18 protein-coding genes and 2 tRNA genes are annotated in these 19,004 nt (G+C 67.0%); 13 read left to right on the top strand and 7 right to left on the bottom strand.

Annotated features, from left to right (window positions below; translation table 11 throughout):
- The first annotated feature begins 48 nt into the window (after window positions 1-48).
- From proB to nhaA, 10 genes are all read left to right on the top strand, one after another.
- The gene (gene proB, locus WKB88_RS12585) at window positions 49-1,302 is read left to right on the top strand and encodes a glutamate 5-kinase (protein WP_341394891.1); all 1,254 of its coding nucleotides are present in this window, start codon (window positions 49-51) and stop codon (window positions 1,300-1,302) included.
- Window positions 1,299-2,627, top strand: coding sequence for a glutamate-5-semialdehyde dehydrogenase (locus tag WKB88_RS12590; RefSeq protein WP_341394892.1), 1,329 nt, complete (start codon window positions 1,299-1,301; stop codon window positions 2,625-2,627). The genes proB and WKB88_RS12590 overlap by 4 nt, the downstream gene beginning before the upstream one ends.
- Window positions 2,628-2,765: 138 nt before the next feature.
- Window positions 2,766-3,005 (top strand): hypothetical protein, encoded by a 240-nt coding sequence (locus WKB88_RS12595; protein ID WP_341394893.1) that lies wholly within the window; start codon window positions 2,766-2,768, stop codon window positions 3,003-3,005.
- 28 nt (window positions 3,006-3,033) lie between these two features.
- The gene (nadD, locus tag WKB88_RS12600; protein ID WP_341395088.1) at window positions 3,034-3,702 is read left to right on the top strand and encodes a nicotinate-nucleotide adenylyltransferase; all 669 of its coding nucleotides are present in this window, start codon (window positions 3,034-3,036) and stop codon (window positions 3,700-3,702) included.
- A gap of 25 nt (window positions 3,703-3,727) precedes the next feature.
- Window positions 3,728-5,056: a hypothetical protein gene (locus WKB88_RS12605; protein WP_341394894.1), complete on the top strand. Its 1,329-nt coding sequence runs from the start codon at window positions 3,728-3,730 to the stop codon at window positions 5,054-5,056.
- A 19-nt stretch (window positions 5,057-5,075) separates the two neighbouring features.
- The gene (rsfS, locus tag WKB88_RS12610) at window positions 5,076-5,492 is read left to right on the top strand and encodes a ribosome silencing factor (protein WP_341394895.1); all 417 of its coding nucleotides are present in this window, start codon (window positions 5,076-5,078) and stop codon (window positions 5,490-5,492) included.
- Between the two features lie 12 nt (window positions 5,493-5,504).
- Window positions 5,505-6,188 (top strand): histidine phosphatase family protein, encoded by a 684-nt coding sequence (locus WKB88_RS12615; protein WP_341394896.1) that lies wholly within the window; start codon window positions 5,505-5,507, stop codon window positions 6,186-6,188.
- A gap of 149 nt (window positions 6,189-6,337) precedes the next feature.
- Window positions 6,338-6,413, top strand: a tRNA-Ala gene (locus WKB88_RS12620).
- A gap of 86 nt (window positions 6,414-6,499) precedes the next feature.
- A tRNA-Ala gene (locus WKB88_RS12625) sits at window positions 6,500-6,572 on the top strand.
- Between the two features lie 479 nt (window positions 6,573-7,051).
- The gene (gene nhaA / locus WKB88_RS12630; protein ID WP_341394897.1) at window positions 7,052-8,815 is read left to right on the top strand and encodes a Na+/H+ antiporter NhaA; all 1,764 of its coding nucleotides are present in this window, start codon (window positions 7,052-7,054) and stop codon (window positions 8,813-8,815) included.
- On the opposite strand, the gene WKB88_RS12635 is transcribed toward nhaA, so the two are convergent.
- From WKB88_RS12635 to WKB88_RS12645, 3 genes are all read right to left on the bottom strand, one after another.
- Entirely contained in the window at window positions 8,812-9,513 is a 702-nt protein-coding gene (locus tag WKB88_RS12635) for a lysoplasmalogenase (RefSeq protein WP_341394898.1), read from the bottom strand. The two genes, nhaA and WKB88_RS12635, sit on opposite strands and share 4 nt — an antisense overlap.
- A 135-nt stretch (window positions 9,514-9,648) precedes the next feature.
- Window positions 9,649-10,956 carry a D-arabinono-1,4-lactone oxidase gene (locus WKB88_RS12640; protein WP_341394899.1) on the bottom strand — a complete coding sequence of 436 codons (1,308 nt, stop codon included), beginning with the start codon at window positions 10,954-10,956 and terminating at the stop codon, window positions 9,649-9,651.
- Entirely contained in the window at window positions 10,953-12,221 is a 1,269-nt protein-coding gene (locus tag WKB88_RS12645; protein ID WP_341394900.1) for an alanine racemase, read from the bottom strand. Before WKB88_RS12645 ends, WKB88_RS12640 begins: the two co-directional genes overlap by 4 nt.
- A gap of 229 nt (window positions 12,222-12,450) precedes the next feature.
- On the opposite strand from WKB88_RS12645, the gene WKB88_RS12650 reads away from it, so the two are divergent.
- Together WKB88_RS12650 and WKB88_RS12655 are read left to right on the top strand one after the other, a co-directional pair.
- Window positions 12,451-13,524: a fatty acid desaturase family protein gene (locus WKB88_RS12650; RefSeq protein WP_341394901.1), complete on the top strand. Its 1,074-nt coding sequence runs from the start codon at window positions 12,451-12,453 to the stop codon at window positions 13,522-13,524.
- 95 nt (window positions 13,525-13,619) lie between these two features.
- Complete coding sequence (locus tag WKB88_RS12655; RefSeq protein ID WP_445818916.1) at window positions 13,620-14,723, top strand: App1 family protein; 1,104 nt, start codon at window positions 13,620-13,622, stop codon at window positions 14,721-14,723.
- Here WKB88_RS12655 and WKB88_RS12660 read toward each other — a convergent pair whose 3' ends face one another.
- The 4 genes from WKB88_RS12660 to WKB88_RS12675 form a co-directional block, all read right to left on the bottom strand.
- Entirely contained in the window at window positions 14,724-15,839 is a 1,116-nt protein-coding gene (locus WKB88_RS12660; RefSeq protein ID WP_341394902.1) for an FUSC family protein, read from the bottom strand. It lies immediately after the preceding gene.
- Between the two features lie 104 nt (window positions 15,840-15,943).
- Window positions 15,944-16,876 carry a LysR family transcriptional regulator gene (locus WKB88_RS12665; protein ID WP_341394903.1) on the bottom strand — a complete coding sequence of 311 codons (933 nt, stop codon included), beginning with the start codon at window positions 16,874-16,876 and terminating at the stop codon, window positions 15,944-15,946.
- A gap of 134 nt (window positions 16,877-17,010) precedes the next feature.
- Complete coding sequence (locus WKB88_RS12670) at window positions 17,011-18,006, bottom strand: DUF1648 domain-containing protein (protein ID WP_341394904.1); 996 nt, start codon at window positions 18,004-18,006, stop codon at window positions 17,011-17,013.
- On the bottom strand, window positions 17,996-18,352 hold the full coding sequence (locus WKB88_RS12675) for a GntR family transcriptional regulator (RefSeq protein ID WP_341394905.1): 357 nt from the start codon (window positions 18,350-18,352) through the stop codon (window positions 17,996-17,998). The genes WKB88_RS12670 and WKB88_RS12675 overlap by 11 nt, the downstream gene beginning before the upstream one ends.
- Before the next feature lie 372 nt (window positions 18,353-18,724).
- Here WKB88_RS12675 and nrdH point away from each other — a divergent pair, with 372 nt between their 5' ends.
- Complete coding sequence (gene nrdH, locus WKB88_RS12680) at window positions 18,725-18,970, top strand: glutaredoxin-like protein NrdH (RefSeq protein ID WP_229965442.1); 246 nt, start codon at window positions 18,725-18,727, stop codon at window positions 18,968-18,970.
- The last annotated feature ends 34 nt before the right edge of the window (window positions 18,971-19,004 follow it).

Below are 19,004 nucleotides of genomic sequence, written 5' to 3' on the forward strand. Positions count from 1 at the left end.
TTAACACACCCCGCCCGGGTGCGGGGATACGCATAGGGTGGTGGGGACATGACTGAGAACACAACATCCCCCCACCCTGTCCCTGCACCCAGGCGGGCGCTCCGCTCACGCTCCGGGCTTGCCCGCGCGCACCGGATTGTCGTGAAAGTAGGGTCGTCTTCTCTGACGTCCCTTGCCGGCGGCATTTCCGATGAAGCCCTCACCGGGCTCGCGGACGTCCTTGCCGCCCGCCGCGCGCAGGGCACCGAGATCATCCTGGTGTCCTCCGGGGCCATTTCCGCCGGGCTGGCACCACTGGGGCTGACCAAGCGCCCCACTCAGCTTTCCTCGCAGCAGGCAGCCGCCTCCGTGGGCCAGGGCCTCCTGATGGCCCGGTACACGGAAGCTTTCGGCAAACACGGCGTGACCGTCAGCCAGGTCCTTTTGACCATCGAAGACCTGATGCGCCGAACCCACCATGCCAACGCCCACCGCGCCATGGAACGGCTCCTGAACTACGGCGTCGTACCCATCGTCAATGAAAATGACACCGTGGCCAGCCACGAAATCCGCTTCGGCGACAACGACCGCCTCGCCGCACTGGTGGCGCACCTGGTTAAAGCCGACGCGCTGATCCTGCTCTCCGACGTCGATGCCCTGTACGACGGTCCGCCCTCGGAAGGCGCCGTGCGCATCCCCGAAGTGACCGGGCAAAAAGACCTTGAGGACGTGCGTATCGGTAAGGTCGGCCGCGCCGGCGTCGGGACCGGCGGCATGGCCACCAAGGTTGAGGCCGCCACGATTGCCGCAGAATCCGGCATCCCCGCACTCGTGACCAGCACCGCCAACGCCGCCGCGGCACTGGCGGGGGAGGACGTGGGAACCTGGTTCACCGGCCGCGGCCGCCGCCAGTCGATGCGCCTGCTGTGGCTGGCCCATGTGGCACGCCTCCAGGGCACGCTTGTGGTCGACGACGGCGCTGCCAGGGCAGTCGGGGACCGCCGCCGGTCGCTGCTGCCGGCGGGCATTGTCTCCGTTGACGGGCATTTTGAGCCCGGGGACCCGGTGGCCGTCGCACGCCTGGACGGCACGGTCATTGCCCACGGGCTGACCAACTACGGCTCGGACGAACTGCCGCAGATGCTCGGCCGGACCACCCGGGAACTGTCCAAGGAACTGGGACGTGCCTATGAGCGCGCCGTGGTGCACGTCAATGACCTGGTGGTCCTGCAGGACGGCGGCCATCCCGGGTCCTCCGGGGCCGCTGCCGCAGCCGGCTCCTCCATTGCACGCCCCGAGACCCTCAATACACTGGGAGCATGAACGCCGTGAAGACAACAGAAACATCGCTTACCGATATCTCAGCTGCCGGAACAGGCACAGCGGAGCAGGAGGCCGAGGCCGGCATCCATGCAGCTGCCGACCGGGCCCGGATTGCCTCCCGGCGCCTGGCCCGGGCCAACCGGGCCTGGAAGGACCTGGGCCTGCAGGAAATCGGTAAGAACCTCGTCGCCAAGCGCGACCTGATCCTGGCCGCCAACGCCGGAGATGTTGCCGCCGGCCGGGCCAAGGGAACCTCGGCGGCGATGCTGGACCGGCTCACCCTGACCCCGGAACGAATCGAAGGCCTGGCGGAGGCACTGGAAAAGCTGGCCGGACTGCCGGATCCCGTGGGTACCGTTGCCCGAGGGCAGACCCTGCCCAACGGGCTTCGCCTGCGGCAGGTGCACGTTCCCCTGGGCGTGGTGGCAGCGATTTACGAAGCACGGCCCAACGTCACGGTGGATATCGCCGGGCTTGCCCTGAAGAGCGGCAACGCCGTCATCCTGCGCGGCGGCAGCGCAGCGGCGCAGACCAATGCGGTGCTCGTGGACATTATCCGGGATTCGCTCGACGCCGTCGGGCTGCCTGCCGATGCGGTGCAGGGCGTGGACGCGTACGGCCGCGCCGGTGCCAACGCACTCATGAAGGCCCGGGGAAAGGTGGATGTCCTCATTCCGCGGGGAGGGCGGGACCTGATCCAGACAGTTGTTGCCAACGCCGCCGTGCCGGTCATCGAAACCGGCGAAGGCAACGTCCACATTTACCTGGACCGCAGCGCCCCGGTGGAGATGGCGGTGGATATCCTGCTGAACGCCAAGACCCAGCGGCCCAGCGTCTGCAATACCGTCGAAACCCTCCTGGTGCACCGCGATGCGGAGGCGGCGGCCGACGTCCTGGCTGCCCTGGCCGCTGCGGGAGTCCGGCTCCACGCAGATGAACGGGTTCGTGCCGCCCTGCCTGCAGGCGTCGAGTCGCAGCCCGCAGGGGAGGAGGACTGGGGCCGGGAATACATGGACCTGGACCTGGCCGTGGCGATGGTCGATGACATGGACGAGGCGCTGGACCACATTCGCCGCTGGACCACCGGCCATACCGAGGCGATCATCACCAATGACCTGGCCAACGCCGAACGCTTCATTGCCGAGACGGACTCGGCCGCCGTCATCGTCAACGCTTCCACCCGGTTTACCGACGGCGGAGAGCTGGGACTGGGAGCAGAGGTTGGCATTTCAACCCAGAAGCTGCATGCGCGCGGGCCGATGGGGCTGCGTGAGCTGACCACCACCAAATGGATTGTTCAGGGTGACGGGCACATCCGGATCTGAGACTCGCCCGGCTCCCCGCCGGGCGGAGCCGGGGCGCGCGGGTGCAGCCCGTCTACGCTTACGCGTAGACTTGAAGGAAACCACTACGCCGCCGGCTACGGCCGGCGGGTTATTACTCAAGCTTTCTGAGGGAGATCCATGCTGATCCAGCTTTCCAGCGCTGTACTTGCTGCCAGTGAGACGGCCGAAGCACACGTGTCGATTCCGATGCCGCCCGTCATGTATGCCGTGATCATCATGGGCGCACTGCTGGCCCTGATGCTCGCCACCGTCTCCTTCACCAGCGTGGGACACCGTCACGAAGCGACGTCGGAGCATGTCGACCCGCAGCGCCAGTTCCCGAACAAGCACGATCACGGCCAGGGCATCGAGGGCTGATTCCTCCGTGGAATCAGTAAAAACCTTCCTGGCGGCAGCGGCCCAGCCCCGGCCCCAGCAGGATCAGCGGCGGGTCCGGCTGGGCGTCATGGGCGGCACCTTTGACCCCATTCACCACGGGCACCTTGTCGCCGCCAGCGAAGTGGCGTCGGTCTTCGACCTGGATGAAGTTGTTTTTGTACCCACGGGGGAGCCGTGGCACAAATCCGCCAGGGAAGTCAGTCCGGCCGAGCACCGGTACCTGATGACGGTCATTGCGACCGCGTCGAACCCCAGGTTCACGGTCAGCCGCGTGGACATCGACCGTCCGGGACCGACGTACACGATTGACACTCTCCGGGACCTGAGGGAAGCGCGTCCGGAAGCGGAGTTGTTTTTCATTACCGGTGCCGACGCCATGGCGCAGATCCTGTCCTGGAAGGACATCCAGGAACTGTGGTCGCTCGCTCACTTCGTGGGCGTCACGCGTCCGGGCCACGTGCTCGAGAACATGGGCCGGGACGATGTCAGCCTGCTCGAGGTGCCGGCCATGGCCATCTCCTCCACGGACTGCCGTGAACGGGTGGCCGACGGAGAACCCGTCTGGTACCTCGTGCCGGACGGGGTGGTCCAGTACATTGCCAAACACGGGCTGTATGAAGCCGCACCCGCGCATGCCGAGCAGCCATCGGCAGCCACCACAGAACCCGTAGCATAACCAAACGAAACCGGATGGGTAGGAAATGACAAACGGTCCAGAGTCCGCAGACGCACCGCGGCGCAGCCGCCGAGCGGCTGACGTACCGGTGGACGCCCCTGCCGGGCCCCGCGAAAGGGAGTCCCAGCAGCGGGCCAGGGACCGCGAGGCCCTGCGTGCGTACAAGGCGCTGGCAGATAAGCAGGCTCGTTCCGACGATGCCGCAAATCCGCCAACCCGCCGGCAGTTGAGGCTTCAGCAGCAGCAGCAGCAACAACAGCAGCGTTCCGCTGCCGGCGCCCCGGGGGAGGCCAAGGCCGCTGCCCCGGCACTGCCGGACGCGAAGCCGGCAGTTCCCGCCGCGAAGGGTGCATCCGCTGCCAAGCCTGCGTCAGATGTGAAGCCTGCATCTGATGCTAAGGCGGCGTCAGATGTGAAGCCTGCGTCAGATGTGAAAGCTGGGCCGGATGTGAAGGCGGGTGCCGACGCAGGCGGGGCCGCCGTCGTTGATGCACCGCCCGCCGCCCTGTCGCCGGTGAGGGAAGGCGGCCGCCGGGACCGGCGCCGCCGCGCGGAGGAAACTCCCGCTGAGGGAATCCCGGCCGCGGCATCGGGCAGCAAGGCTGCCGATCCGAATGCCGACGTTGCCGGGATGAGCGTGGAACAGGCCCTCGTGGCCCGTGAAGCGCTGCATGCACAGGCCCGCAACCAAGTGGCAGCCATGGAAGCGATGCAGGCGGAGGACCCCAACGCCGTCGACTTGGAGCTGCTGGCACAGCAGAAGGCGCTGGCGGAGCGGGCCGCAGTCCTGAACCGCCGCACGCAGAGCATGCAGCGGCTGTCCCAGGAAAACGAGCAGCGCAAGCCCTCGTCCAGCGATCCGTCCACGGCGCACAATCTGGCCATGGTGACGCCGCTTGAATTTGTTCGGGTACCGGGAGTGGACCGGCCCGTCATGCGCCGGCCGCCGACGTCGCACGTTCCCGTCGTGACCTCGAACACCCCGCAGCAAAACACTCCGAAACAGCAAAACACTCCGAAGCAAACGGGCCGCGAGGTCCCTCCGCCGCCGCAGGGCACTCCCCGCGCCGGTGACAAACGCTTCGAAGTGCGCCGGCCGTCGGCTTCCACCGACGTGCGGCATTCGCGCATCCTGGCCCGGGCAGACGCCCTGGTCAACGCGCCCCTGGATCCTGCCGAGGGCGCCAAGCCCGTCGGTGCACGAAGCGCTTTCGGGCTTGACCCGTTGGACGTAAAAACGGCCGGACTCGGCCGAACCCGGCGACTGCGTTTTGTATCGCTGGGAATTGGTGGTCTGGGCATTCTTGCCCTGATCATTTCAGTAGCAATGATCGTCGGCGGCTTTGGCAGCTGATGTTAAACAAGGAGACACTTTGAGCGCCACCGAATCATCCATCGATATTGCACGGGTGGCCGCCCAGGCAGCCTCCGGCAAGCTGGCCAACGATATCGTTGCCATCGATGTCAGCGAACGACTCGCTATCACTGACGTGTTCCTGATTGCGTCGGCCTCGAACGAACGCCAGGTCAACGCCATCGTCGACGGCATCGAAGAGGAGCTGGCAAAGAAGGATCTCAAGCCGGTGCGCCGCGAAGGCCGCAGCGAAGGGCGCTGGGTCCTGCTCGACTACGCCAACGTCGTCGTGCATGTCCAGCACGAGGAAGACCGCGTCTTCTACGCGCTGGAGCGTCTTTGGAAGGACTGCCCGGCCGTCGACCTGCAGATTGAAAACGCAGCTGCCGCAGAGAATGCAGCGCCTGCAGCCCCGGCTGTTCCGGACGCCGAGTAGCATCTGCCGCCTGTGACTGCCTCCGCCTCCTGGGATCCCGCCCGCACGGGCAAGCGTGTCGTTTTTTGGCGTCACGGGCGCACCGAGTGGAACCGCACGGGAAGGTTCCAGGGCCAGCAGGACATCGCACTGGACCCTTCCGGGGTCCACCAGGCGGTGGAAGCAGCCGCCGTCCTGCGCCACCTGCATCCGGACGTCATTGTGTCCTCGGACCTCAGCCGCGCGCTGGCTACCGGCCAGGCGCTGGCGGAGGCCAGCGGGAAGCCGATTACCGCTGATGCGCGGCTTCGCGAGACATTTGCGGGTACGTGGGAAGGGCTGTACTTCGCCGACATTGCCGCCCGTTTCCCCAAGGAGCAGGCCGGCTGGGCCGCAGGCAACGGAGACGTCCGTGCCGGCGGCGGGGAAAGCCGCGTGGACGTCGGCCGCCGCGTGGCACAGGCGGTGACGGAAGCCGCCGATGCGCTGCCGCCGGGCGGAACCCTGGTGGCGGTCAGCCACGGCGGTGCCATCCGCGCCGGAATCTGTGCCCTGCTGGGCCTGCCCACCGAATCCTGGACCATAATCAGCGGTGTCTCGAATTCCCACTGGTCCGTCCTGGAAGAGCGGGATGCAGCGGCCGGCGGTGTCCGGTGGAATCTGGCCCAGCACAATGTGGGGCTCGATGCCCTGCCCTCAGGCCCGCTGGAGGGCTAGCGCCGCGCGGAACCGGCCCTCCCTCGGACGGGAATTGCACCGGTGTAGTTCGATTTTGCACTCCGTTATTTCTGTACTAAAGTAGAGGAGTTGCTTCGGCCCGGGGGATACAAAAACCGCGGATTGAGGCATAGTGGAAACAGTTTATTGGGGCTGTGGCGCAGCTGGTAGCGCACCTGCATGGCATGCAGGGGGTCAGGGGTTCGAATCCCCTCAGCTCCACCAATAAGCATCTGCGCAGGCAGGGTTTATGGTCATCTTTAGCCGCGGAATTATCGGTGGATTTTGATGATGGAATAACAAACTGAATTGGGGCTGTGGCGCAGCTGGTAGCGCACCTGCATGGCATGCAGGGGGTCAGGGGTTCGAATCCCCTCAGCTCCACCCATCGGAAGAGGCTCGAATCCTTCCCGCGTAAGCGGCGGGGATTCGGGCCTTTTTGCTGTCCCCGCTTTGGGCACGGCTCAGTCTTTGCGGATGTAGCGGATCACAACGGCAACGACGACGATCAGGACAACGACGGCGAACGGGCCGGCGTCGAATGACCAGGGGCCGACGCCGACAGTATTCTGTGCGCGGTTCATCAGGATTCCTTTCCGGCGGCGAATTCCGGTGGCAGTTCTGGTTTCATGCCACAAGGGTTGCAGATCCGGCCGGTGGTGCCATCGTCCGGATGCCGGACCCTGTCCCGGCGTCGTCCGCCCTTGGTAGTACTGCTGCGTCCGGCCGCCCCTAGCCAACGGAGCGGAACCTGCACCAGAATGCAGGGATGGCCGAGCCAACCCGCCCCTTCATTCATCTCCGCATCCGCCCCGGCGCCCGCCTCTTTCCGCGCCGTTTCGTGCTCTGATATGCGCAAGGACATGGATAAGACATCGGCGGGGCTGCTGCTGGCCTTTACCGTGCTGGCGCTGCTCTGGGCCAACCTCCCCTTCGGGGCGAGCTACGCGGAGTTCTGGGACACGGTCGTGGACCTCCGCGTCGGGGGTATGGAGCTGGAAATGAGCTTCCACGACATCGTGAACGACGCGCTCATGGCGTTCTTCTTCTTTACCGTGGGACTGGAGGTCAAGCGGGAGTTCACCGTGGGCGAGCTGACGGACCGGTCCCGGGCCGTGGTGCCGGTGGCCGCGGCGGTGGCCGGCTTGCTGGTGCCGGCCGGGATCTTCCTGCTGCTGAACCCGTCCGGAGAAAATGCGGCCGTGTGGGGCGCCGTCATCTCCACGGACACGGCGTTCCTGGTGGGGGCGCTGGCTGTCGCCGGACCGAAGTTCCCCGGCAGGCTCCGGGTGTTCCTGCTGACCCTGGCCGTGGTGGATGACATTGGGGCGCTGGCGGCCATCGCGGTGTTCTACACTTCCGACCTGGAGCTGCTGCCCCTGCTCGCGGCCGTTGTGCTGCTGGCACTCGTGGCGCTCGTCCGGTTCCTGCCGACCGGGCGGGGACCGGCCTACGCGGTCCTCAGCCTGCTCACCTGGGGTGCGACCTACGCCTCCGGAGTCCACGCGACGCTGGCCGGAGTGGCGATCGCACTGATGATTCCGGTGTTCCCGCCGCGGCGGCTGCATGTGGAACACACCGAGGAACTGGCGCGGGCCTTCAGACAGTCACCCACCCCCGAGTACGCGGCGGCAACAGCCCGGAGCCTGAAGGAATCCATCTCCATCAATGAACGGCTGCAGGGCACCTACGCTCCGTACGTGTCGCTGCTCATCCTGCCGGTTTTTGCCCTCGCCAACGCCGGCGTGCGGCTGGACGGCCCCACTCTCGCTGCCGCCTCGCAGTCCCGGCTGACCTGGGGAATCATCATTGCCCTGGTGATCGGAAAAACCATTGGCATCACCGCTGCCACCGCCCTGATGCAACGGACGGGCGCCGGCCGGCTGGCGCCCGGGCTGACCCTGGCGCGGGTGGGCGGGGGAGCGGCGCTGTGCGGCATCGGGTTCACCATTTCCCTGTTCATTGTGGGCCTGGCCGTGGATGACGAACTGCTTCAGGCGCAAGCCCGCGTGGGAGTCCTCGCTGCGTCGGTGCTGGCCTTCCTGCTGGGCTGGGCCTGGTTCCGTCTTGTCGACCGGTTTCAGCCGGCCTCTACCGTGGGGCGATTCCTGGTGCGGGACTTTGACCCGGAGCGCGACCACTACCGCGGCAATCCGCAGGCGCCCCTCCAGCTGGTTGAATACGGGGACTTTGAATGCCCGTTCTGCTCCCGGGCCACCGGATCCATCGATGACGTGCTGGAGCACTTTGGTCCCCGGCTGGTCTACGTGTGGCGCCACCTGCCGCTGACGCGGGTGCACCCTGAGGCGGTGGGGGCGGCCCGCGCCAGCGAGGCCGCGCACCTGCAGGGCGCCTTCCGCGAGTACGGCCGGATGCTCTTCGAGCGGCAGGACCATCTCCAGACCGACGATCTCCTTCGCTACGCGCTGGAACTCGGACTCGACGTCGAAAGGTTCCGCAGCGACCTGCTCTCAGGGGCGGTAATGAACAGGGTTGACGATGATGCGCTGGACGCCGAATTCATGGACCTGCACTCGACACCTACCTTTTTTATCGGTTCCGTGCGGCATTTCGGACCCTATGATGCGCCATCCCTGATCCGCGCGCTCGAGGAGGCTGCGCGCTAGGCTTCGGCCGGACGGCGCACGGCCAGGGTCCGGAGGACACCGGCCGCAATGAGCCCCTGTCCGGCACAGTAGGTCAGCATGACGAGTGGATTTGTCCAGTCCGGCATGGCATCGGGCCTAAAAATGCGCAGGGCCAGGACGGTGTCCGAAGCGAGAAAGAGCACGCCTCCGGCCGCCACCACCGGACTGCACCGGGCTGCTGTGGCCGCCGTTCCGGCGAGCACAACGCCGTAGACGGCGACGGCGGCGGTCAGGCTCCCGAGAGTGGGCCACAGCACCACCAGCATGAGCACCCACCACGCAGCAAAGACCAGTGTCCACCGGGGGAACGGGCCGGCGGCGGTGTACCGGGTGAACAGCCAGATATAGCAGAGGTGGGCGAGGCCGAAGGATCCGAGCATCACCGGAAGTTCCGGCGCAAACGGGAAAAACGCCCCGGCCCCGTCGCCCAGCCATGAAAAGAGGAGGGCCGCAACCAGCAGGGCTGCCGGCCGGCGCCGCAGGAAGCGGCGGCCTCCCCACAACGCAGCGGCGGCCAGCAGCGGCATCAGCAAAAGCTTTGTCGGTTCTGCGATCTCGGAAGCCCCGACGGCGCGGGCACCGATGTGCACCGCGGACACCGCGGCAAACGGAAGAAACCCCCACCACCTGGAACGGGGCAGAGCAGCGGTCAGGTCACAGGCGGGCGCGGTGGTCACGGCATTCCTTTGGTTGGCTGGAGCTCATCGTACGATGCCCGCTGTGTATTTCCGGCAGGACCTTCCGGCGAAACCTGAACGGCAAGACCCTGAACGGCAAGACCCTGAACGGCGAAACCTGAGGATCCTGAGCAGCTACGGACCCAGGACGTGGTCCAGATAGCCGTTCGCAAACATCCGGTCGGGGTCCATGCGGTTCCGGAGGTCCAGGAAATCGGCAAACCGCGGATACCGGGGGGCCAGAGCGGCGGCGCCCAGATTGTGCAGCTTTCCCCAGTGCGGGCGTCCTTCGTGGGCAAGCATGATCTCCTCCACCGCCCCGAAGTACTCCGTTGGATCCTCCCGGCAGTACCGGTGCACCGCGATGTAGGCCGTGTCCCGGCCGTGGGCCGTGGAGAGCCAGCGGTCATCGGCGGCGGCCCAGCGGACCTCGACCGGAAAGGAAATGCGCCACGCCCGGTCTTCGATCAGCCGGCGGAGGGCATCGAACGCGGATCCCAGCCGCTCGGCGGGAAGACCGTATTCCATTTCCGTGAAGCGCACGGTGCGCCGCTGGGTAAAAACCCGGGCGGAGGAGTCCGTGTAATTCCGGCCGCCCAGCAGCCGGGCTGCGGCGCGGTTCACCGCGGGAATGACCGCCGGAACTGCGGTGCCTGCAGCGCAGGTTGCACGGAACACGGTGTTGGACAGGAGCGTTTCATCCGTCCAGCGGCCAGCCGGTGTCAACGGCTTCAGCGGCGCCGTCCCGGGCAGCCGGGTGTTGGCCTTCGTTGCCGCGCGGTCGGTGTGGGGAAACCAGTAGAACTCAAAGTGGTCGGTGGACCCCACCCGCTCCTCCAGGGAGGCGAGCACGGAGGCCAGAGGTTCCGAGGCTTCCACCGCGTGCAGGGCGAACGCCGGGACGCATTGCAGAGTGACGTCGGCGATGATCCCCAGGGCGCCAAGGCCCAGCGCGGCGGCCGGCAGCAGGGGATCCTCCTCATCCAGTGCCAGCAGGCCGCCGTCGGGCTGGACAAGGGTCATGCCGACCACCTGTGTGCAGAGCCCTCCGAAGCCGGCCCCGGTGCCGTGCGTACCTGTGGACAGGGCCCCCGCTACCGACTGCCGGTCAATATCGCCCAGATTGGGCATGGCCAGCTGAAACGGTGCCAGCAGTTCCGGGATGCGGTGCAGTCGGGTGCCCGCGAGCAGCCGGACCCGCCGGCGCGCGCTGTCCGCCTCCAGGATTCCCTGCAGGCGGCCCAGATCCAGCAGGACCCCCGGTGCTGCCGCGACTGCGGTGAAGCTGTGGCCGGCACCCACGGCTTTGACCTGCAGCCCGGCGGCCGCCGCCCACTTGACACACTGCTGCAGTTCTTCAATGCGGGCGGGCTGCTCAACGCGCTGCGGCGTCACCGTCACCGTGCGTGCCCAGTTCCGCCAGGTGCCTCCGTCCGCGCTCACAGGAAGGCCTTCCCTTCGCCCCGATAGGTGGGCAGCACCGCCGTCACGCTGCCGCCGTCGACCACGGCGAAGCTGTTGACCCGCTCCGCCAGCTCGCCGCTCTTGGCATGCCGGAACCAGACGCGGTCACCCGCTGCCAGGCCGGCGGCGGCACGGCCCGCCAGCGGTGTCTGGACTTCTCCGGCGCCTTCACGCGGCAGCAGCTTCAGCCCGGGCGGCCAGACGGCCCGCGGTACGCGGTTCGCGCCAGGCGGCCCGGAGGCGATCCAGCCGCCGCCCAGGACCGTGGCGAAATCCGGTCCGGGACGGCGTACGACATCGAACGCGACGGCGGCTGCCGGCGCGGGGGAGAAGGACCGGTAGGTGTCGAACAGGTGCCCGGCAAAGAGGCCGGAGCCTGCAGTGATCTCGGTGACTGACGGATCCTGCGCTGTTGCTTCAATGGAACCCGTGCCGCCGCCGTTGACGAATTCCAGGTCCGCCAGTTCCCGCAGCCGGCCGGTTATGTTCCCGCGGCGCTGCTTCAGCTCCGCCATGGAACGGGACTGGACCCGGCGCATCAGCGCGTTCATCGCTGCAGCGCCCGGGACCGCATCGGCCGCTCCCGCCACCTGCCCTTCGTACATCATCAGGCCCACGAGGGTGAAGCCGGGGCGGGCAGCGATTCTGCGGGCAAGGCCGACGGCGTCATCCGGAGAGTGCAGGGGAGAGCGGCGGGTGCCGATGAACCCGAGGAGCGGCGCCTGCCAGGAGGCATCGGCGTCCAGGCAGACCCGCACTGCGGGGCGGCTTCCGGGCGGGGCCAGGGAGTCGATAAGGTCAAGCTGGGCGTCGTCGTCGATCATCAGCGTTACCCGCGCGGCCAGCCGTTCGTCGGCCAGGAGGCGTGCCAGCGCCGCGCGGTCCGCGCTCGGGTAGCCGACCACGACGTCGTCGCACCCCTCCGCCAGCCAGAGCGCCTCGGCGAGGGTGAAGGCGAAAATGCCGCGGAAGCCCGGAAGTGCCAGCAGGGCTTCGATGACACCGCGGACGCGGAGCGACTTGCTGGCCACGCGGAGCGGGGTTCCGCCGGCTCTCCGAAGAAGATCCTGCGCGTTCCAGCGGAGGGCATCAAGACTCAGCACGGCCACGGGTGCGCTTAAATGCGCCGCCGCGGCGCTGAGCCCGGTCCAGAATGACTCGGGATGACGCCAGGGTGCCCGAACCGCGGCGCCGCTGAGATCCAGGGGGAGGCCTGCCGGCCGCACGTTGCCGGGAACTGTCATGGTGGTTGCCTTCCGTTTCCCGCTGCAGGTTTGGCCGCCGGGGCATGCCCGGATTGTAGCCTCCTGGGCCGCGGAACACCCGGCGAAACCGTCCCGGGGCGGCACGAATTCCGGGACCTGCGAGGGCGGTCACATGGTTTTGCCAGAGATAGGGGTTAGGCTGAAGTATCTACAGAGCAGAAATTGCTCGTTACGCCGGCTGGGAAGTCGAAGAGACCCAGAGGGCCGCATGAGCACAACTGCACAACCAGCTGCACCGAAGACCCGCACCAACTCCGTCGTCAGCAGCTATTCAGGGCTGCTGAAGGCCGTTCGCGATGAAGGGCTGCTGAAACGCCGCCGCTCCTTCTACATCACGACCTTCATTTTTCTCTGCGCCGGCCTTCTGGCCGCCGGAACCGGGTTCTTCCTGATCGGCGAAAGCTGGTTCCAGCTGCTGATCGCTGCCGCGCTGGGCGTGCTGCTGACGCAGATGGCGTTCATTGCCCATGAGGCCGCGCACCGCCAGGTCTTCGAATCCGGTCCCGCGAACGACCGCGCCGGGCGCTTCGTGGCCAATGCCGTCGTCGGCATCAGCTACCAGTGGTGGATGAACAAGCACAGCCGGCACCACGCCAACCCCAACACGGTGGGCAAGGATCCGGACATTGACATGGACACCATCTCGTTCCTGCCGGAGCAGGCCGCGCGGCAAAAGGGCTTCATGGCCTGGTTCGCCCGGCGCCAGGGCTGGCTGTTCTTCCCCCTGCTGATGCTTGAAGGCATCAACCTGCACGCCACCTCCATTAAGCACCTCTTTGCCAACAAGCAGGTCAAGGGACGCATCGGCGAGCTGGCCATGGTCTTCCTGCGCCTGGGTCTGTACCTGGGTGCCGTGTTCTTCTTCCTGCCGGTCGGCATGGCGTTCGCCTTCATCGGTGTCCAGCTGGCCGTCTTCGGTGTCTACATGGGAGCCTCCTTTGCCCCGAACCACAAGGGCATGCCGATCATCCCCAAGGATTCCAAGGTGGACTTCCTTTCCCGCCAGGTCCTGACTTCGCGGAACATCAAGGGCACCGGAATGAACACGCTGATGGGCGGACTCAACTACCAGATTGAGCACCACCTCTTCCCGAACATGCCGCGCCCGAACCTTGCCCGCGCCTCAGAGATCGTCAAGGCTTACTGCGCAGAGCACAAGATTCCCTACACGGAAACCACTCTGACCAAGTCCTACGGCATTGTGGTGCGGTACCTGAACGAGGTGGGGCTGTCGGCCCGCGACCCGTTCGACTGCCCCATGACGGCCCAGCGCCGCCGCTAGCCGCACCTTACCGGCTGCTGAAGCCGGCAGTACCGTCCCCGACGGTGCTGCCGGCTTTTTGCGGCCCGGGCCCGTGCGTCTGACAGACTGGAGTCATGTTGCCGACACCTTCCGATTCACCGTCCGGTCAGACCCGCCCCGCAGTTAAGGAAGTCAAGGAACAGGCCAGCCATATCGGCATGCGGCTTGAAGACTCCCTGCACAGCTACCGGGAGGGCCGTGCCCGCAAGCGCGGGGAGGTCCAAACGGTCCTGCCCTTCACCGGCTACGGCACCACGGAATGGGTCCGGGTACTGGGCCGCGTGATCCTTGCCAAGCCCGGATACGCCGCCGCCGGGGAGAACTCCGCCGGGGCCAAAGTCATCCGTGACGGCATCCGCGGCTGGCGCAACTTTATGAGCCCGCCGATCAACAAGGCCGAAGTTACCGTGGAGATCGGCGACGAGTGCTATCCGGTGACCGCGGACCGCGGCGGAGTTGTCGACGTGGTTCTTCCGGTGCAGCTGGCACCGGGCTGGACCACCGTCACGCTCCGCTCCGAGGATTCCGAGGCAGCCGTGGCTCCCGTATACATCGTGGATCCCTCGGCCGCCGTCGGCGTCGTTTCCGACATTGACGACACGGTCATGGTGACCGCGCTGCCGCGGCCCTTCCTGGCCGCCTGGAACACCTTCGTACTGGATGAGCACGCGCGCACGCCCACCCCGGGCATGGCCGTGATGATGGACCGGCTCGCGCGGGAGAACCCCGGCAGTCCCGTCCTGTACCTGTCCACGGGTGCCTGGAACGTGGCCGCAACGCTGACGCGGTTCATCACCCGCAACCTCTATCCGGCCGGTCCGCTGCTGCTCACGGACTGGGGACCCACCCGCGACCGCTGGTTCCGCAGCGGGCCGGAGCACAAGAAGACGCAGCTGGAACGTTTGGCCAAGGAATTCCCCCACATCAAGTGGCTGCTCATCGGAGACAACGGGCAGCATGACGAAGCCATTTACGCTGCCTTCGCCCAGCAGTATCCGCAAAATGTGCGGGCCATCGCGATCCGGCAGCTGTCGGCGGGCGAGGCAGTGCTGGCCGGCGGCCGGTCCGCGTCACGGGCGGGGCAGACGCCGTCGGACATCCCGTGGATTTACGCGCCCGACGGCGCCGGGATGGCGCTGCAGCTGGCCGAGCTGGGACTGCTTCCCGACGCCGGGTAGTTACGGCTGGTCCTCTTCGGTCCGCACCGTGCGCAGGATCCGGCGCATGCTCATCGCCAGGGAGGCGGTGACGTCCACCGGACTGTCGGGGGATGCGGCCGAGTTCATGTCGATCTGGAGCTGCCGGACGGCCTCGCGCGCGGTCTCGTATTCCTCGCCGCCGGCATCCCAGGCTTCCACGGCTTCCCCGGTGGCGGTCATCGCCTCGGAAAGCTGTTCGGCAAGTTCGCCCGGAACGGCCATATCCTCCGGGCTGGTCCAGATGGCGGTGGACAGGACCTCGGTCATGTCCTCCACATAGAGGGTTACCCGCTCCATGGCCCGCAGCGCCCGGTAGTCCGCATCAAGATCGTGCTGGTGGCGGTGCCGGCGCAGGTTGCCGCGGCGGCTGGTGTCGGCCAGCTGGACGGACTCGCGGACTTCCCGGCTGAAGGCGATGAGCTCGGTCCGTCGCTTGGACCAGTCCTCGTGCTCGGGCGGCCAGGATTCCGAGATGGCGGTGCCCATTTCCTTGAGCTGCCGGGCCAGGGAAAGCCGCAGGGAAGCGAGCCCGTCCACCGCACCGTTGAGGTGCAGGGGAGGGAAGATGGTGGCGTTGACGGTCAGCCCTACGCCCACGCCCACCAGCATCTGTACCGCGTAGCCGATGGAGTAGCCGTCCGGGTCGTCTCCGCCCATGACCAGTACGAAGAGGGCGGCCATGGGCAGGTATTCGCGCCCGGCGCCAAGCCGGGAGATGCCGGCAAACAGTACGCCCAGCCCCACGACCAGGGCGATGGTCCATACCGAGGGGCCTCCGAAGAGCAGGACGATAAGGGCCAGGGCCATTCCGGTGACCAGTCCGATCAGGACCTGGACGCCGACCTTCGCCGAGCCGGACACGGTTGGGTACATGCTGATCAGCGCGCCCAGCGGCGCGTAATAGGGATACTGGGCGGCAACGCCGGGCACCAGCGGAGCCAGTGTCCAGGCGATGGCCACGGCCAGGGCGGCCTTAACGGCGAGCTGGACGCGTGTGTAGCGCAGTATGCCCATGAACCGGCCGGAGACTGAGGACAGCGTGGTGCCCTTGAGTAGCCCGCCGGTTTTGCGAAAGAGGTTTCCGGTAGTAGGCATCCTGCCAGTATTACCCGTGTTCGCTGCTGGACGCGATTCCGGTACCCGCGCTCACAGCGGCGAACCGGTTCCGCGGGATGCCGAAAAAACCCTGCGGTCCCTGCCTAAGCATCCGCAGTGGTGCGCGGAGCGATGCTCTGGGTGCGCAGAATTTCAGCCAACTGGTCAAGGAAGAGCCGGACCCGGGGATTCTCGCGTTCGTTGATGACCAGTGCAAAGATGCTCCGTGCAAGCCGGATCTCGGGCACATCCAGGACAACGACGCCGTCGTGCCGGTTGAGCATGGCCAGTTCCGGAACCAGAGCAGCGCCGAGGCCTGCCGCCGCCATTTCCAGGCTTGCGTTGAAGTCATCGCAGTAGGCGGCCACATGGGGGTGGAGATTGCAGCCGGCAAAGAGCCGTTCAATCACGAGTGCATCCGGCGTTCCGGGGTGATGCATGATCCACGGCATGTCGGAGAGCTGCTCGGCGGAAATCCGGGAGCCTTCCCGGATGCCCCAGGAGCGGGGCAGGACCACGCGGAAATCGTCGTCGCCCAGCCACTGCCGGCTGATCGTGGACGGCCAGGCCAGCCCGCCCTGGCCCACCTGGTAGATGAGCGCGACGTCCAGCTCCCCGCCGCTGCGCAGGCCCTGGATGGTCTGGCCGGGCTCCGCGACGTGGATTTTCAGGTTGATGCCCAGGTCCTGCCAGCCGGGGGACCCGATCAGCAGGGGGAGGGCGAAGGTGGCCAGGCTGGGGAAAATGCCGAGCCGCAGTTCGTGCCTGGTGCCGGCTTCCACCCGGGCGGTGGCGGCCATCAGCGCGTCCATGTCGGTGAGGACCTTGGCCGCATGCCGTGCCATGACGACGGCGGCTTCCGTGGGCACGACCGTGCGCGCGGAGCGTTCAAACAAATGCGCTCCGGTAGCCCGCTCTAGGGCGGACATCTGCTGGGAGACCGCCGACGCCGTGTAGCCCAGCCGGAGGGCCGCAGCGGCAAAGGAGCCCACCCGGATGACTTCCAGGAGGGTCTTGAGGTGGATCGGGTTTACCACTGGTGCCGCCTTCCGTGACGCTGCGTTCACTGCCGCCGTCGACCACTGTATCCGGTTGGCCTCCGTGCCCGGGCTGTCCGGCAGCCAGGGCTGCCTGAAGGGCACGGAGGCCGGCCGTGGAGGCGCTCCGGTTCCTAGGCGGTCCTGGCAGCCATCGCCTGCAGCAGGGCGGCACCGGTTTCAGCGTCGTCCACGGTAACCACAAACTGGCGTCCGCTGCGGCGGTTCACCTGCAGGGCGGGGCCGGTGCGGACCACCACGCCGAACCGGCCCGGCACCCAGCGCAGGCCCCAGCCGCCGAACTCCGCCGCCGGCACCACGGCCACGGCTTCTGCGTCCCGGACTTCGTCAAGGGGGATGAAGAACCGGGGAAAGCCCGCTATGGAAGTGACGGTCAGGCCGCGCTCATCCACCCGGACCCGGTAGGCAGTGGTGGTGGCAGCGGCCGCCAGCAGTACTGCGGTGAGAGCGGTGAGCGTCCAGGCGACGGCGGGGTCGGCCCAGAGCCAGGCGATGAGGGCGCCGGCCGCCACGGCTGTGACGGCGCCCAGGATGAGCAGCAGGGCGGGCAGGGCAAGGCTGGTCTCGCGGAACCAGACAGCGCGTTCTCCCTCGGCCAGGGGCAGCGGTTTCCCGGGGGCGGCAGCAGGAGCCGGTGCCGGCTTGGGCTGCACCAACCAGCACACGGCCCCCACGGCCAGGCCGGCCAGCAGGGACCACAGCACGGGCAGGCCTACCCCGGGGGCCAGCGCGGCGTCCGGCAGCCCGGACTGCATCAGCTGGCCCCAGGTCAGCATCAGGCACAGCATGGTGGTGATGCCCGGGATTATTGCCCCCAGGAAGCGGTAGCCGGAGCCGTGGCCGGAGCCGTCACCGCGCAGGCCGGAGAGGCTGCTCCCCGCCATGAGGGCCGGGATGCCGGCTCCCAGCAGCACTGTCAGCAGCAGGGGAAGCCAGGGCGGAGCGAACCCGTCCGGTCCGTTGCTGCCCCAGTTCACGGCCACCGGATCCGGCAGCGACGGCAGCGCGATGAGCTGAAGCGCCACCGCGACGGCCACAACCACGGCGGGCACGGCCACGGCCACCAGCAGGAAGCGGCGGCGGGCAAGGTTGGCGGAGTTAGGACTCACGGGCAATTTCCTTTACGTAGGCGGACAGGGTTTCCGGTGAGAGACCCAGTTCTTTGGCCTTGGTGATCAGGGCCAGCACATCGGGATGCAGGGCTGCCAGCGGTGCGGCAGCTTCCGTGAGGATTGCACCGCGTCCGCGGCGCAGCTCGACGAGCCCTTCGGCCCGGAGCTCCTGGTAGGCGTGCAGCACGGTGTGCACGTTGATCCCCAGGGATTCCGCCACCTCGCGTGCCGACGGAAGGCGCTCGCCGGGCTTGAGCCGCCCGGCGGCGGCATCTGCACGGATGGAGGCGGCCAGCTGGGCGAACAGCGGCTGGTCGCTTGAGGAATCCACTTTCATGAGCATGTGGTTATTCTACTTCAACTATAACAATCTTGCCAGCTTGGCTGCCGGTGCGCCGTCCCCGCTCCTGCCGGTGCGGCGGCAGCAGCGGCGACACGCCAGCGTTTCGCGACACGCGCTGGAAATTGTGGCCTTGGCGACTCCCCGCAGGGTGTGCGTTCATTCTGCACAGCCTGTGGAGAACCCCGGTCCGACCAGCGAGAACTCACGGAATTTCCCGCCCCGCCCTGTGCATTAGCTGTGGACGACGGGACCGGCGAATGACATACTTGTAATACATCATCTTGGGGTTCCCGTTGCAGCTGTGCACTAGATGTAGTGTCTGGATGTAGTATCAATGGACAGACTTCAAGGCTTCACAAGGGGAGACCAACCATGACCGTTACGGTTTACACCAAGCCCTCCTGCGTTCAGTGCAACGCTACCTACCGGGCGCTGGACAAGAAGGGCATCACGTACCAGATCGTGGATATGTCACAGGATGCAGAGGCCCTGGAACGCGTCCGCGCACTGGGTTACATGCAGGCTCCCGTCGTCGTTACCGAGCAGGATTCCTGGTCGGGTTTCCGTCCGGACAAGATCGATGCGCTCGCCCAGGCGTCGGTTTCCTCTGTCGCCTAATCAGGCTTCCGCACACCGGCACCACACCCGTTAG

The organism is Arthrobacter sp. G119Y2 (assembly GCF_038069765.1).
Taxonomy (GTDB): Bacteria; Actinomycetota; Actinomycetes; order Actinomycetales; family Micrococcaceae; genus Arthrobacter_B.